At 33.4% G+C, this 14,678-nt stretch carries 11 protein-coding genes; 3 read left to right on the top strand and 8 right to left on the bottom strand.

The genetic code is table 11. The features are described from left to right. Positions 1 to 445: 445 nt before the first annotated feature. The 8 genes from tsf to HNS40_RS02705 all read right to left on the bottom strand — a co-directional run bounded on the left by tsf (position 446) and on the right by HNS40_RS02705 (position 9,285). The gene (gene tsf, locus HNS40_RS02740) at positions 446 to 1,363 is read right to left on the bottom strand and encodes a translation elongation factor Ts (protein ID WP_371742913.1); all 918 of its coding nucleotides are present in this window, start codon (positions 1,361 to 1,363) and stop codon (positions 446 to 448) included. Next, positions 1,320 to 2,150, bottom strand: a complete 831-nt coding sequence (rpsB, locus tag HNS40_RS02735; protein WP_172277306.1) for a 30S ribosomal protein S2 — start codon at positions 2,148 to 2,150, stop codon at positions 1,320 to 1,322. The genes tsf and rpsB overlap by 44 nt, the downstream gene beginning before the upstream one ends. Before the next feature lie 96 nt (positions 2,151 to 2,246). Next, the gene (rpsI, locus tag HNS40_RS02730) at positions 2,247 to 2,633 is read right to left on the bottom strand and encodes a 30S ribosomal protein S9 (RefSeq protein ID WP_172277303.1); all 387 of its coding nucleotides are present in this window, start codon (positions 2,631 to 2,633) and stop codon (positions 2,247 to 2,249) included. 2 nt (positions 2,634 to 2,635) lie between these two features. After that, on the bottom strand, positions 2,636 to 3,091 hold the full coding sequence (rplM, locus tag HNS40_RS02725) for a 50S ribosomal protein L13 (protein ID WP_172277300.1): 456 nt from the start codon (positions 3,089 to 3,091) through the stop codon (positions 2,636 to 2,638). A 282-nt stretch (positions 3,092 to 3,373) separates the two neighbouring features. Then, positions 3,374 to 5,305: a glycosyltransferase family 39 protein gene (locus tag HNS40_RS02720; RefSeq protein WP_172277297.1), complete on the bottom strand. Its 1,932-nt coding sequence runs from the start codon at positions 5,303 to 5,305 to the stop codon at positions 3,374 to 3,376. Between the two features lie 72 nt (positions 5,306 to 5,377). Beyond that, entirely contained in the window at positions 5,378 to 6,310 is a 933-nt protein-coding gene (locus HNS40_RS02715) for a hypothetical protein (RefSeq protein WP_172277294.1), read from the bottom strand. A 100-nt stretch (positions 6,311 to 6,410) separates the two neighbouring features. After that, positions 6,411 to 7,760 (bottom strand): hypothetical protein, encoded by a 1,350-nt coding sequence (locus tag HNS40_RS02710; protein WP_172277291.1) that lies wholly within the window; start codon positions 7,758 to 7,760, stop codon positions 6,411 to 6,413. Positions 7,761 to 8,037: 277 nt separating this feature from the next. Further along, positions 8,038 to 9,285 carry an aminotransferase class I/II-fold pyridoxal phosphate-dependent enzyme gene (locus tag HNS40_RS02705; protein ID WP_172277288.1) on the bottom strand — a complete coding sequence of 416 codons (1,248 nt, stop codon included), beginning with the start codon at positions 9,283 to 9,285 and terminating at the stop codon, positions 8,038 to 8,040. 221 nt (positions 9,286 to 9,506) lie between these two features. Between HNS40_RS02705 and HNS40_RS02700 the strand changes: the two genes are divergently transcribed. The 3 genes from HNS40_RS02700 to HNS40_RS02690 all read left to right on the top strand — a co-directional run bounded on the left by HNS40_RS02700 (position 9,507) and on the right by HNS40_RS02690 (position 14,642). After that, the gene (locus HNS40_RS02700; protein ID WP_172277285.1) at positions 9,507 to 10,394 is read left to right on the top strand and encodes a lipopolysaccharide assembly protein LapB; all 888 of its coding nucleotides are present in this window, start codon (positions 9,507 to 9,509) and stop codon (positions 10,392 to 10,394) included. A gap of 170 nt (positions 10,395 to 10,564) precedes the next feature. Beyond that, positions 10,565 to 13,426, top strand: coding sequence for a T9SS type A sorting domain-containing protein (locus tag HNS40_RS02695; protein WP_172277282.1), 2,862 nt, complete (start codon positions 10,565 to 10,567; stop codon positions 13,424 to 13,426). 115 nt (positions 13,427 to 13,541) lie between these two features. Continuing rightward, positions 13,542 to 14,642, top strand: a complete 1,101-nt coding sequence (locus HNS40_RS02690; RefSeq protein ID WP_172277279.1) for a 7-cyano-7-deazaguanine synthase — start codon at positions 13,542 to 13,544, stop codon at positions 14,640 to 14,642. Positions 14,643 to 14,678 lie beyond the last annotated feature (36 nt).

Below are 14,678 nucleotides of genomic sequence, written 5' to 3'. Positions count from 1 at the left end.
TATCACTTTATCCTTATTGATGTAACACAAAGGAATAAATCTCATCTTCCATTCCTTAGCAAGCTTTTCCTCAAAGAGCTTGCTTTTTTTTGCTTTAAAATTAGCTAGTGAAAATTATTTAATTTTGTTTATTGTTGTCGTTTCAACAGTAACATAGAATGATCAAAAATTACGTTTATTCAATGAATGGTTACTTTTAAACATGTATATCGAACGTTTATTTGAGGATTGTTTTGTGGTGTTATTTAGTGCCAGGGATTCATTGAAATCTCTCTGTTCTGTCTCACAAGAAATCGATGATAATAATATTTTTGGTCTACTGAGGGTTAGATAAATGAATTCTAATATAATGAGAGTTTGGTTATAGTATTTGAAAGGTCTATTAAAATGAAAAAAACCATTCTTACATAGGTAAGAATGGTTTTTATATAAAAAAACACTTAGTTTAGGCTAAAGCAAAACGTAAGAAATTAGATACAGTTAAATCTTTGTCTAAATTCTTAGCATAAGTTTCAACATCTATCTTAGAATCTTTAATGAAAGCTTGGCTTAATAAAGTATTTTCCTTGAAGAATTTGTTTAGTTTACCAGTAGCAATTTTTTCGAGCATGGCTTCTGGTTTACCTTCTTGGCGTATTTGATCTTTAGCAACTTCTAGTTCTCTTTCGATAACAGTTTTGTCCACTAAATCTTTATTTAAAGCAACAGGGTTCATAGCAGCAACTTGCATAGCTATATCCTTACTTACTTCATCAACACCATCAACGTTCTTAGACATTGCTACTACGGTAGCAAGCCTATTACCTGGGTGGATATATGTTTTAACATAAGCACCATTAAGGCTTGCAAATTTACCGATCTCAATTTTCTCACCAATTTTACCAACTTGGTCAAGAATTAATGCTTCGATTGTTTGACCACCAATAGTTAAAGTTTTTAAATCTTCAACTGTAGTAGTCTTGTTTTCAATTGCAACATCTAAAATTGATTTAGCAAAAGCAACAAAGTCGTCATTTTTCGCAACGAAATCAGTTTCACAGTTAATCATAACAACAGCACCAAAAGAGTTATCAGCATTTGTTCCTGATAGAATAGCACCTTCAGCCGCGTCACGATCAGAACGCTTTGCAGCTACTTTTTGTCCTTTTTTGCGCAGGTAATCAATTGCTTTTTCGATATCACCATCGTTTTCAACTAGGGCGTTCTTGCAATCCATCATACCAGCTCCGGTTTGCTTTCTAAGCTTATTTACTTCAGCAGCAGTAATCTTTGCCATCTTTTTTCTTATTAAAATATTATTAATTTTATTACGCTTCAGACTATTTAGAAAGTCTTTTTCTTGGTTTTTTCTCACCAGAATCATCGCCTTCAGCTTTTTCAGTAGCTTCTTCAGAAGTTACTTTTTCAGCTTTCTTGCTTTGTTTTGCTGCTTTTTCATCAGCTTGATTCTTTTCTCTTTCCATTTTTCTTTCTGTAAGACCTTCTTCAATGCTCTTTGTCAAATATTCAACAATAGTAGAGATTGATTTTGAAGCATCGTCATTACCAGGAATTGGAAAATCGATAAGAGTAGGGTCTGTGTTGGTATCAACAATTGCGAAAGTGGGTATGTTCAATTTTCTAGCTTCTGCAACAGCAATGTGCTCTTTGTTGATATCAACGATAAATACCGCTGAAGGTAATTTGTTTAAATCTTGTATGCTACCAAAGTTTTTTTCTAACTTCTCTCTTTCACGAGTGATTTGAAGTCTTTCTCTTTTTGATAAGTTCTTGTACTGTGGAGTACTAGCCATCTTATCAATAGTCACCATTTTCTTAACCGCTTTACGAATGGTAACAAAGTTTGTTAACATTCCACCGGGCCAACGCTCAGTAACGTAAGGCATGTTAGTTTTTTTAACGTGCTCAGCTACTATTTCTTTAGCTTGTTTTTTGGTAGCTACGAAAAGAATTCTCTTTCCGCTTTTGGCAATTTGTTTCATGGCATGAGCTGCCTCTTCTAATTTTGCCTGTGTTTTGTAAAGGTCGATGATATGGATACCATTCTTTTCCATAAAGATATATGGAGCCATACTTGGGTTCCACTTTCTTCTAAGGTGTCCAAAATGAACACCAGCATCGAGTAATTGATCAAAAGATACTTTTTCCATCTTTAATTTTTGTTTACATTCTTTAATTCTCAATCAAAAAGTAGTCCTCTGAGGAGTCTAATTGATTTAGATACTAAACAATATTTGATAATAATATTAACGTTTACTGAACTGGAATTTCTTACGAGCTTTAGGCTGACCTGGCTTCTTACGTTCCACCATACGAGGGTCTCTAGTCATTAAGCTCTTAGTTTTCAATTTAGCACGGTTTTCTTCGTCGAATTTAACCAATGCACGAGCAATACCTAAACGTAAGGCTTCTGCTTGACCATTGATTCCACCACCATCTAAATTAGCAACTACGTCAAATCTATCAGCTAATTCTGTAAGTTCCAAAGCCTGACGAACTACATACTGTAGTGTACCAGTTGGGAAATATTGTTTGTAATCTCTTTTGTTAACAGTAATTTGTCCATTACCTTCTTTGAGATATACTCTTGCGATAGCTTTTTTTCTTCTACCTAGTGAATTAATAATTTCCATGGCTACAGAATTTCATTTAAATTAATAGTTCTGGGGTTTTGTCCTGCATGAGGATGTTCAGTTCCAACATATACATTAAGATTCCTGTATTGTTGTGCTCCCAGTTTATTTTTCATTAACATACCTTTAACGGCTTTTTCAACCATGAAAAATGGCTTTTTTTCCATCATTTCTTTGGCTTTCATAACAGTTTGACCACCTGGATATCCTGAGTGACGGATATAGGTTTTTTGATCCCACTTTTTACCGTTTAAAATAAATTTATCTGCGTTGATAATGATAATATTATCACCACAATCTACATGAGGAGTGTAATTAACTTTGTGTTTACCTTTTAAAAGGTAAGCTACTTTTGAAGCTAATCTTCCCAAAACCTCATTCTCTGCATCAATGAGAAGCCATTCTTTAGTAACGGTCTCTTTGTTTGCACTTACTGTTTTGTAACTTAAAGTATTCATTTACAATTGTTTTACTTAATTGAACATATCCATTTTCAAAATGGGCTGCAAAAATAGAAACAATTTCTTGTTTAACCAAATTTATATCAAGCTTTTAGACAATTGGTGTGAAGCTTTCCAATTTGCCTTTTGATATCTTTGTTTTGTGAAGCACCGTCAAATAACGGATATGGTCAGGGTTCTAATTAATAATTTTAACAAATTAATAATCAGGGGTGTTGTTGTACTAAGGGCGGCAAAATTACGCTTTATTTTAATATCACAAAGCGAAAAAAAGAATTTCTATTGAAGATTGTTGAAAAGACCATAACGGATTGGATTATTAGCCCTAGTAGAGACTTCTATATTATGTATTTTGAAGCTTTCTTTATCTTTATTCCAAATATAGAGGTTCAAGATACTGTTGTTCCAATCATTTTTGGTTACCAGTATCTTTGAATCGAGAGTTTGGATTGCTTTATAGTGGTTCTTTTTTGATGTAGAGATTAAAGACATAGGTGCGCCACGCCATATGGTTTCGCCTGAGGTGGTCTGGATTGTACCTACTAATAATGAATTAAGGTCATTTGTATCGCATATAACTTCAGCAATTACTTCAATTATGACTCCATGTTTTATTTTAAGTTTGCTGATGGAATCGGAATAACTTAATCCCCACTCGTCTTTCTCCTTAAACTCATAGGCCGAATTAGCCAAGCTGTCTTCTACGAATCGTGCATCATTAAACTTCCAACCTGTTTTGTTAGATTCCTCTGAGAATGTTGTTATTTCTTGATTTTTTAAGATATTGGGAATGCGTGATTTACTAAAAAGATAGTTTTCTACTGTATATCCATCGACTCTTTTAGTCAAGTTTGGATAATACTGTTGTATGATGGGAATGTAATTGCTTGGAACTCCACTAGCTAATATGAAGTCTTCTTTTCTTGCACTGATTATCTGACTAAATTCTTTGGAACTTATTTCCTCTTTATAAACATTAAAATATGCTGGGTTTTTAATTTCGTATTTGGCGAAATAGAAAGTCTGGTAATCTTCTATAGTGTTGAAAATAATGAATGTCTCGCCCTCTGTTAAATTGTTATTCTCATTGAGCATCTGAGCTGTGATATCAAATGGTTGTTTAAAAATGATTTCGTAATGTTTTCTGTTTTCTATTAAATTAAATGTATTCAGAATAATAATAAGGAGAATGCTAGGATAAAAAGACCACCATTTCATTTTTTCAATACCTGAGCCAATTAATAATAATAAATAGGGGAAGCTATATATTAGCATAGAGTATTGTATCACTGGGTTAATGTAAAGTGAATATCCTAGTCCGATAGTTATAGGCAGTAAAAACCAAGAAATGAGGAGGGTGTTTTTTGTAGTTTTTCTATTCGATATAGTGCTTTTGTCTCCGAAAATAGAATAAGCAAAGAAAGCTGCGACGAGTATGAGGATAGTGCTTGAGAATTGAAATGCCCAATCAATAAATTCTAGTGGGAAACTGTAATTGGGTTTGTTGAGCCAAAGTCCTTCTCCACCAATTCCACCAATACCTAGTTGATGAATGAAAACGGGCATATGAGGAAGGTATAAGGTAAATATTAAAATACCAGATATAATATATTCTTTCACTTGACTTTTATGAATAGTAAAGAGGCCTGAGAACCCTATGATTGCAGCAAATAACAAGCTAAAATGATGATTATAGGCAGAAAGAGCCGCAAATATGATAAATCCAGCTAGAAATTTCTTCGAAGGATTTTGAAACATATATAAACTCCAATAATGAACCATCATTAAAGTTAAAAACAATCCACTAATATAAGGACGGGCAACAGGACTATACAATACAAAAAACTGTAAAGTGGCCATGAAACTTGCTGCTAGAACTCCACTTTTATCTCCAAACCAAGTTTGGCCGATTTTAAAAATTAAATAGATAGATGCCAATCCCATGAGATTGAATGGAAGTTTAACTATCCATTCTGTTCTGCCAAATAGGAGGGTCCAATAATATAAGAATACTTGCACGCCGGCTGGGTGACCATCGGGTTTTACGCCTTTCTCTATGAGCTCTGAAAAGCTATTGAACTGCAGTCGGCTTATGGCGCTTAGTTCGTCCCACATATAGGGGAGCGTGAAAAAATTATAGAAGCGTAGAGTAGCGGCTATTATTAAAATAATAGTTAGGCCAAATTGATATTGATGTTTCTGAAGCCACATAATGCAAATGTAAAATAAAAAAAAGGAGAAGGCTGTCAGCTTCTCCTAGATTTTCTTTATTGCTATTTTCGTTTAGTTGAGTTCCAAGCTTGTACTTCCAATTTCTTCACCATTAGCAAATACTGTAATTTCATAAACTCCAGCTTGCATTTCAATGTTTTCATATTTCTTTAACCAACGAAGACATAATGGGCGAGCTTCATTATCATATTCTACATTCTCAAAAATAGAATATTGAATTTGTTCTCCTTTATAATCGAATACATAATCTTCGGCTACACCAGGTGTTAGGATTTTGTGATCAGGACGGGCGATTCTAACATAAACCTCTTTTTGTCCTGGCTCTATAACCACATTTTTCCCAAGGGTGAAACATACTTCAATAATGTCTGTTCTACGTGCTTTATCACTAGGCTTTTCTTTGCCTGTTTTTTTTAGGTAGACCGCGCTGGCTGTCATATTGTAAGCTTTTAAAACACTTGCTTCAACTATTTTGTCACTAAGTTGAGCTTTTTCCTTATTTAGGTTTTTATTAATGGCTTTCTCTTCATTATAACGTGCTTTAATCTCTTTGTTTTCTACTACAAGTTCATTGTTTACAGTATAAAGTGAATCCATTTGGCCTACATAGGTCCTGGCTACCACTCTAAGTTTATCTAGTTTTTTCTTAACTTTATAAAATTCCCATTTATAGTTTAGTAAGTCTTTGATTTCTTTCGCGTTAGCAATGATAAGGCTGTCTTTGATAGAAAGGCTATCACTTAATTCACCATATTCTGCTTTTATTCTATCATGCTCCACCATTAAGGTTTCTAGTTCTCCTTCAAGTTCAGCCTTCATTATCGCTTTTTCTTGTTCAAGTTGATCTAAGTCTGCTTTCACGGTACTGTTATTCCATGCAAAGTATGCAGCAGCTGCAATAGCGATTACCGCTAAGGCTATCCAAACAAATTTCATTTTGTTGGTTCCTTTTTGTGTTGGGGTTGGTGTGTTTTGCGCCTCCATATGGTGTTATTTATAATTCCTTATTTATAAAACTAATTCTTGTTTATTTTATTTTGCAAAGATACTGATCCTTAACAAATTTTATCATTTTAATTTTTAATTAGCCAATTCTTAGTCCTTGGTCTAGAAGTATGCGGTAAGCAGCAATAAAGACGAGAGCAAAAATGACAATACGATATGATAATTTGATTTTTATTTCTCCTTCTTCAAAATAATATTCTTGATAGTATTTATTTAAAATAAGAATAGGGAGAATCATGAATATCATAGAAATGTTGATTAAGGTATCGTACCGCATGACTTCTGGTTGTGAAATCAACCAAATGAGAAATGTTCCTACGACATAGGGTATGAATACTTGGCTGATTATGAATAGAGGTCTGTTATATGGTTTGGAGTAATTATAATAAGAATTGGCCGACATGATCCAGTATTTGGTTGAAACTGTCCCTACTATTACTGAACTCATAATGATAAGTAGTGACATGATAAGCTTACCTGTATCGGAATAGTACATATACATGATCACATAACCAAGGCCTTTTCCTAATAGGTTGCCAATTAATATTCCTCCAATAAGCTGATTGGCTCCATGAAGAATTGCCCAAAGGAGGAGGGTTTTTAATACTCCTGTTTCTAAATAGACAATGCTATATATAATAAGACTCAATACTGCAATGATAAAAGAGACAATAGGGCCTGTAGCAAAAATAGTTTTTATGGAGTCGGCATACCAAGCATCGTAATCCACCAAAAATTCAATATTATAATAATAAACCACTGTCTTATAGTCGAAAAGTAATGAGGTAGTAGCCATGCTTAAATTTGAGAAAAGCTCAATAAAGAAATAACTCATTAAAAACATCATGAGTGACTGAGTAGAAATAGTCAGCTGATCTTTTTTAGAGATTTGCAACCAAAGAGAAGGGCCTTTCTTTTTTCGAGGAGGTAATCCTTTCCCTTTTAGAAAATTGACAATAATAGTTCTGTTTTTTTTAAGAACGAATTTATAAAGTCTTCTCTTACGATATTTTTGAAAAGCTTTTTCTTTTTTCTTACGTGCTATGAGTTCTATCTGTCTGGGGTGTTTGGCTTTTCTTTTGAAGAAACCTTTGAAGTAGACCTTGTATAAACGGTTTTTCTTCCTTCTGCGCCAATCGTCAAGTTTCTTTTGTTCTGCAATGGCAGCTTTGGCTCGTTGACTTATTTTTCCTCGTTTAACAAAACTTCTTGCAACAACTTTTATTTTTCTCCATCGTTTTCTTCTTCTGAATCTCTTTTCCTTATTGCGCTCCTCTTTTTTCTTGTTCTTTTGATTCTTTTCCTCTTGCTTTCTTTTTCTTTTCGCTCTCTTCAGGAATTTGTATATTCTCCACAGCCTTTTCCATAGTGGGTAGGTGATTTTCTTTTCTGATGAAAACTGCAGAATAGACAGATCTAGTTGAAGCATTCCAATAAATTGGATGCATAAATAGGAGTATGAAATGCTAAATGGGTTCAAGGAAAATTTTATTGCGAATTTATAAAAAAGCTCGTAATAATCGAATTACGAGCTTTTTAAATTATGTTGGGTTTAAAACAAATTATTTTGTGTTGTTTATAAAGTCCGACTTCTTGGTTACGCTTGCCCTATAATTGGTCATTTACACAAGTAAACTCCCAATTATCGGACTTCACAAGCCTCGAATTCAAACTTTCTGAATAAACATATAAGTTCTAGGCTGCCTTTACTCTGCAGTCATTGTTTTAAATGTCATTTCATAAACACCAGTTTCAAGTTTGTGTTTCACTTCGCTAAAACACTTGATAGTATATTCAACATCTTCCAAAGTATGCACTGCTGTTGGAATTAATCGTAATAATATCATTCCTTTAGGAATAACTGGATAAGCAACAATAGAGCAGAAAATACCGTAATTCTCTCTTAAGTCAGCTGTGATTTGTGTGGCTTCAGGAACTCCACCTTTTAACATTACTGGAGTTACAGGAGATTCTGTATCACCTAAATCAAATCCTTTTTCTTTTAATCCTTTTTGTAAAGCATTCACGATAACCCAAAGTTTATCTTTGTGCTCTTGGCTTTCTTTAATCATATCTAATCGCTTAATAGCTCCAATAACCATTGGCATTGGAAGAGATTTGGCGAAAATCTGAGAACGCATATTATACTTTAAAAATTTGATCATTTTAGCATTACCAGCAACAAAACCACCAATTCCTGCCATAGATTTAGCGAAAGTACCAAAGTAAACATCAATCTCGTCTTGACATCCTAAATGCTCACCTGTTCCAGCTCCTGTTGCTCCCATAGTACCAAAACCATGTGCATCATCAACTAATAAACGGAATTGATATTTTTTCTTCAACTCAGCAATTTCTTTCAATTTACCAAGATCACCAGCCATACCGTAGACACCTTCGGTAATCACGAGGATTCCTCCCTTGTTTTTATCTGCTAATTTAGTGGCGCGTTGTAATTGCTTCTCTAAGTTCTCTATATTGTTGTGTGGATAAACAAATCTTTTACCCACTTGCATTCTCATACCATCTAAGATACAAGCATGAGCTTCGCTATCATAAACAATAACATCGTGGCGATCCACTAATGTATCGATGATAGAAACCATACCTTGGTATCCAAAATTTAATAAATAACCAGCTTCTTTATCTACGAAAGTAGCTAAATCTTGCTCTAATTTTTCATGATACTCCGTTTGCCCAGACATCATTCTAGCACCCATTGGGTAGGCCATTCCCCACTCAGCAGCGGCGTCGGCATCAGCTTTTCTAACTTCAGGATGGTTTCCCAATCCTAAATAGTTATTTAAAGACCAAACTAAAACATCTTTTCCTTGAAATTTCATTCTATTGGAAAGTTCACCCTCTAATTTGGGGAACATATAATATCCTTCGGCTTTTTGAGCATATTGACCCAAAGGGCCTAAGTTTACTTCAGTTTTATCAAATAAATCCATATTGTAGGCTGTTTTATTAAGGTTTGCAAATTTATAAAATAATATCAGATGAAGTAATAATTAACCTATAATAAGTGTTTTATGTAAAAGTATTATAAAGATCAAGATTTTACAGTATGTGCGCTTAAAGATTTTTATACTTTTGCCGACTAATTTTTTGAGCAAAAGAAAAGGTCCGTTTGAAAATGGTCTTGAATACTCAGATGACAAATGAAGAAGCCATGAAAAGAAATATTTTCTATTATTTACTACTTATAACTGTGATTTTTACTGCTTGTGGAACCCCAAAGCAAACTATCGATTATCAACAATTGGCCATGACTTCTTATGAAGGTGGAGCTTATCAACAATCCATAGATCAATGGAATACCTATATCCAAGAGCAAGAAACCAAAGTGCTAGAAGTAAATCCTAAGGCCTATGCTGAGATAGCCAAAGCACAATTTGCTATGGAGCAATATGAGAAAGCGGAGCAAAACTTTGATAAAGCTAGGCATAAAGAATATGCTGATGCCGACATGTATGTGATGATGGTTGAGCGATACAGAATGATTGATAATTTAAGCAAAGAGCTTACCGCTTTAGAATATTATAAAGACCACTTCGCGGATCAAAAAGACAGTACTCCAATGAGAAACCGTTTGTTTGAAACCTATATGGAAGCCGATAATTATGAGGCTGTCACTGAGACTTGGCAAAAAATGGATAATGAATCAAAATCTGAGGAGGTTTATGTTCAATTATATTTCGATTTAAATAAGGAATTGGAGCAGACAGAAAAATGCGATGAGTTGGCTGAGCAATTATTAGTTTTTAATGGGGAGAACGAAGAGGCTTTAATTTGGTTGGCCAAGAAATATTATAACAGAGCAGAGAATCGCTACCAAACTCAAATGGATAAATACAATAAGAATAGAAGCAACAAACAGTATAATATCCTTTTGAAGCAATTAGATATAGTAACTGCGGATTTCAAAAAATCCTTAAAGTATTTTGAGCCCCTTTGGAATATGGAAGACGGTAAAAAGTATGCCAGTTATATGGCCAATATCTATGGCCGCTTCGATGATAAAAAGAAATCTCAGTATTATAAGTCTTTTATTAAGTAATTCTTTTTCTCATCTTTTTAAATTCTATTTCATCTAATTGATTGTAAATCAGATTCATAGTTCGTTGAGTTTGTTTTCGTGGATAGATTGATGAATTTTTTTTATTTCTTCAGGCACCCTAGGCTCATTGATATACGACTTAACATATATAACCAATTAAATGTTTTGTCATGAAAAAAGCTATACTTCCTATTTTATTCGTTTTCTTATTCACAAATTTAGCAACCTCCCAAGGCTGTTTCCCCGATGGTATTACTTTTAGTAGTCAGGAACAGGTTGATCAGTTTCCAATAAATTATCCTGAGTGTAGCATTATTGAGGGAAGTTTAATTATTTCCGGTGATAATATTGTGAATTTGGATAGCTTGTATCAAATCACCGAAATTGAAGGTGACTTGCAGGTTAATAATTGTCATGAATTGACTAGTGTGTCAGGCTTGTCTAACATTGAATCGGTTTATGGAATCAATTTCTTTAATATAAAAAGATTGAAGGATATTGATTGTTTTGGTAAAATAACTAGTTTGCAAGGTGAGTTAGAGTTAATGTCAACGGATTCTATTCTAAATATTTCGTCTTTTCAAAATATAACTTCTATAGGTGGCGGATTTAGAGTGTCTGGAACAAAAATTTTAGAAGACCTTTCAGCTTTTCAAAATTTAGAAACAATTCAATCATCGTTTGTCTTTAGCAGTAACGATTTAATAAAAGAAGTTTCAGGGTTTAATCAAACTGATAGTTTGTTTTTAATATATATTGGAAGTAATAAGTCATTAAAAAAAGTTACAGGATTTCAAAATCTGAAAAATGCAGGACAGCAATTTTATATTCTTGTAAACGATAGTTTGCAGGAGGTTAATTTCCCTGGTTTAGTTAAAGCTGAGAATATGACGATTGAAAGCAATGAAAATTTGGAGTTTATTAAATTTGAAAGCTTAGAGGTCATTGAGAGACTGAAAATTAATGATAACAAGAGTCTACATACTCTGAATAGTATTCCAAACCTAGATTCTGTGAATTATATCCTTTTAGAGGATAATAAAAGGCTAAAAGATATTTCCGGTTTAGGTGGTACAGGATTACGAAAACTTCATAGTCTTACCATTAGGTATAACGATAGTTTAGAATCTTTTTCAGGTTTTGATAACTTGAAGAAAATTACCAACCTTACTATTAAAGATGGACGTATGCTTGCTGAATTCAGTGCTTTTCAAAATTTAGATAGTGTCACTGGTGATTTGGTACTTGATAAGCTTAAAAAAATAGAGAGCATAAATGCATTTCAAAAATTGAAATATGTTGGGGGTGAATTTAATATAAGTTTTGGAGCTCAATTAAAGAATTGTGCTAACTTTAGTTCATTGAATTATATTAAAGGTAATTTTACATTGTTGAGACTGGATTCAATATTTGACTTAAATGGTTTTGATCAGTTAAATGTAGTTGGTGGAACTGTAACTATACAAACCAATAATAGGCTTGAAAGCCTAGAAGGATTTAATAACCTAGAAAGTGTAGTTGGGGACTTTGTTGTGTTGAATAATCACGGTTTAGTTTCTCTTGATGATTTGGATTCCTTGAAAACATTGTCAGGTAGTTTATTGATTGAGAATTGTAGAAACCTGAAGGAAATTGCTAGTATTAAAAATTTAGAATATACAGGTGGAATTAGCCTGATAAGGTTAGATAGTTTAAAAACTATTTACGGTTTTCCCAAATTAAATACTCTTGATGGTTCTTTGTTCCTTAAAGATTTAGATAAACTCAAAGAGCTTTCTGGATTTAGCGATATTAATAAGATTAATAAGTCTTTAGGTATTTCAGGTTGCGATGGCTTAAAGGATTTTAATGGACTTGAGACTTTGAAGATGATTTCTCAGACTCTTACAGTTTATAATTGTGACTCTATAAAGAACTTAATAGGCATGGAGAACCTAAGTAAAATAGGAAACCACTTGTATATTGCAAATAATGAACGATTAAGTAGCCTGCAAGGTATAAATAATGCAGACTTAGAATCTGTTGAAATAAAAAACAATCCATTACTTTCTATGTGCAGTGTGGAGAGTATTTGTCAATTTATAAGCACAGATTATATAAGATTTGAGAACAATTCTGAGGGTTGTAATACTGAAGAGGAAATAAACGAAATGTGTTATGACCAAGGATACTATTCTGATGATGTGTTTTCAATGATAAATGAACAGCCAAAATGGAATGTTTTGGATTTGAAAACTGAAATACCAAATATTGCTACAACTCAAAGTTATAATTATACAAATGATTTTGTTTTCTGCGGAAACAGATACTCCAAAATTAATTTCGAAGATATCAATAAAAGAGCATATATCAGAGCGAATCATGAAAAAGCATATTATCGAAATAGAGAAGATTGTAATGCAAAAGAATATTTACTTTATGATTACACGCTAGCTGTTGGTGATACTGCTTATGTGGGCTGGAATCAGTATGAATGGATTGCTAAGGATACAGCCGCATTTGCTGTGACAAAAGTGGAGGATATTGAAAAGTTTGATAGAATTCGGATAAGGGTAACTTTAGAGTACGCAGAGGCAGATGCTGCATATACAGGCCAGCTTCATTGGTTAGAGGGAGTGGGTTGTGAAGAGCATCCATTTTATCCTTTTGCACAAATGGATGATTATTTATTGCACAAATATGAATTGCTGTGTTTTGATAGTGCAGGATTCAAAAAGTATCAAAGTCCAAACTGGAGTGTCTGTGATACCAATTATACAAGTATTGATGATTTGCAAACTTCAGGATTCAGCATCTCACCGAATCCATTTGTAAATCAGATGAAAATTACTTCAGAAAATGAAGAAATACAAGGTATCCAACTCCTCTCTCTAACTGGCCAATTCATTCCAATTTCATGGAATAATAATGGAGGAATAGCAAGTGTTCGTATTCCTGAGGAGTCTCCAAATGGTATATATATCCTCCGGATTTTTACCGCAAATGGATATAGTAATATCAAAATGGTGAAATCCGATTATTCCTTGAAATAGCTTTTCTAAAAGCTGTTTTATAATTGAAATGGTTGACGTTTTTAAAGAATAAGTGATTTCCCCTATTGCTGAACTTATAATATCTGTATAATTTCGGAGGGTAAAACCAAATAGAATGAAATCACAAACTAAATCGAGGCAATGTAAGACCTGTCTTAATCATGATATGTTGAGCCATATAGTGATTGATGAAAGTGGCCTCTGCAATCAATGTCAAGAATATACGCCTTTTGTTCCCAAGCCTTCTAATGGGGTTTTAGATTTGTTCTCTAATATCAAAAAGAAAAATCATCGATATGATGCATTAGTTCCATTGAGTGGAGGAAAGGATAGTACTTATGTGTTATACTTGGCGCTAAAGAAGTATAAATTGAAAGTATTGACTTATACTTTGGATAATGGCTTCATGAGTGATATAGCCAAAGAGAATATTGAGAAAACTATAGCTAAAGCAGAGGTAGACCATGTTTGGTATAGGCATGATAAAGAGGTTTTAAGAAAAATGTACAGAACTTCTTTATTGGAATCTGGAGAAATATGTGGTGTTTGTGGTGTGGCAATAGAGCGAAGCATGCTTAAAGTTTCTGAAGATTATAAAATACCCATTATTCTACTGGGACATTCTCCCGCAGAACATACTTCATTTACCAAAGAAAACATATACGATCAAAAAAGATTGAGAACCATTTTAGCCCAAAGTCCAGAAATCAGTAAACAAGAGATCGACGAGTTTTTAATTTATCCAAGGATGAATTTTATCTCTGCCTTTGTCCAAACCAAATTGGGGAGGTTTGGTCGAAAGATTAATATATTGTATTACGAAGATCTGCCCTCGGATTTCGAAATTGGAGAGATTATCAAAAAAGAACTAAACTGGAGCGATTCTGAGGATTCTGATTATACTCGTCATTTCGATTGCATTGCTGAACCATTTAGCAATTTTATTCGAGATAAAAGATTTGGTTCTTCACGAAGACTTCCTCAAATTAATAATATGATCCGCAATCAGGAATTAACAAAAGCAGAGGCGGAAAAGATTATTGCAGAAGATAAGAAAACGGAGGAACCTGTTCATTATAAATGGATCATGGATTATTTAAATCTCGTGGATAAAGATTTAGAGTCCATTAATAATATTCCTATAGGGGTTTATAGCCAAAATATTTCAAGAGCCAATAAGGTTTTTGCCTTTGTCAGGGAAAAAGTAATGACTTAAAATATGGAAACAATCAAAACCTATCATCATTTATTC

Origin of the sequence: Lentimicrobium sp. S6 (assembly GCF_013166635.1) — a bacterium.
Classification (GTDB): domain Bacteria; phylum Bacteroidota; class Bacteroidia; order Bacteroidales; family UBA12170; genus UBA12170.
Note: the sequence above shows the minus strand (reverse complement) of the source record. Positions and strands in the feature narration are given on the sequence as shown.

Coding starts and splice junctions, on each gene's coding strand:
- HNS40_RS02710 (WP_172277291.1), bottom strand. CDS start 7,760: ATGCTTCAACTAGATCTGTCTATTCTGCAGTTTTCATCAGAAAAGAAA.
- HNS40_RS02700 (WP_172277285.1), top strand. CDS start 9,507: ATGAAAAGAAATATTTTCTATTATTTACTACTTATAACTGTGATTTTT.
- HNS40_RS02720 (WP_172277297.1), bottom strand. CDS start 5,305: ATGTGGCTTCAGAAACATCAATATCAATTTGGCCTAACTATTATTTTA.
- rplM (WP_172277300.1), bottom strand. CDS start 3,091: ATGAATACTTTAAGTTACAAAACAGTAAGTGCAAACAAAGAGACCGTT.
- HNS40_RS02715 (WP_172277294.1), bottom strand. CDS start 6,310: ATGGAGGCGCAAAACACACCAACCCCAACACAAAAAGGAACCAACAAA.
- rpsI (WP_172277303.1), bottom strand. CDS start 2,633: ATGGAAATTATTAATTCACTAGGTAGAAGAAAAAAAGCTATCGCAAGA.
- rpsB (WP_172277306.1), bottom strand. CDS start 2,150: ATGGAAAAAGTATCTTTTGATCAATTACTCGATGCTGGTGTTCATTTT.
- HNS40_RS02695 (WP_172277282.1), top strand. CDS start 10,565: ATGAAAAAAGCTATACTTCCTATTTTATTCGTTTTCTTATTCACAAAT.
- HNS40_RS02690 (WP_172277279.1), top strand. CDS start 13,542: ATGAAATCACAAACTAAATCGAGGCAATGTAAGACCTGTCTTAATCAT.
- HNS40_RS02705 (WP_172277288.1), bottom strand. CDS start 9,285: ATGGATTTATTTGATAAAACTGAAGTAAACTTAGGCCCTTTGGGTCAA.
- tsf (WP_371742913.1), bottom strand. CDS start 1,363: ATGATTCTGGTGAGAAAAAACCAAGAAAAAGACTTTCTAAATAGTCTG.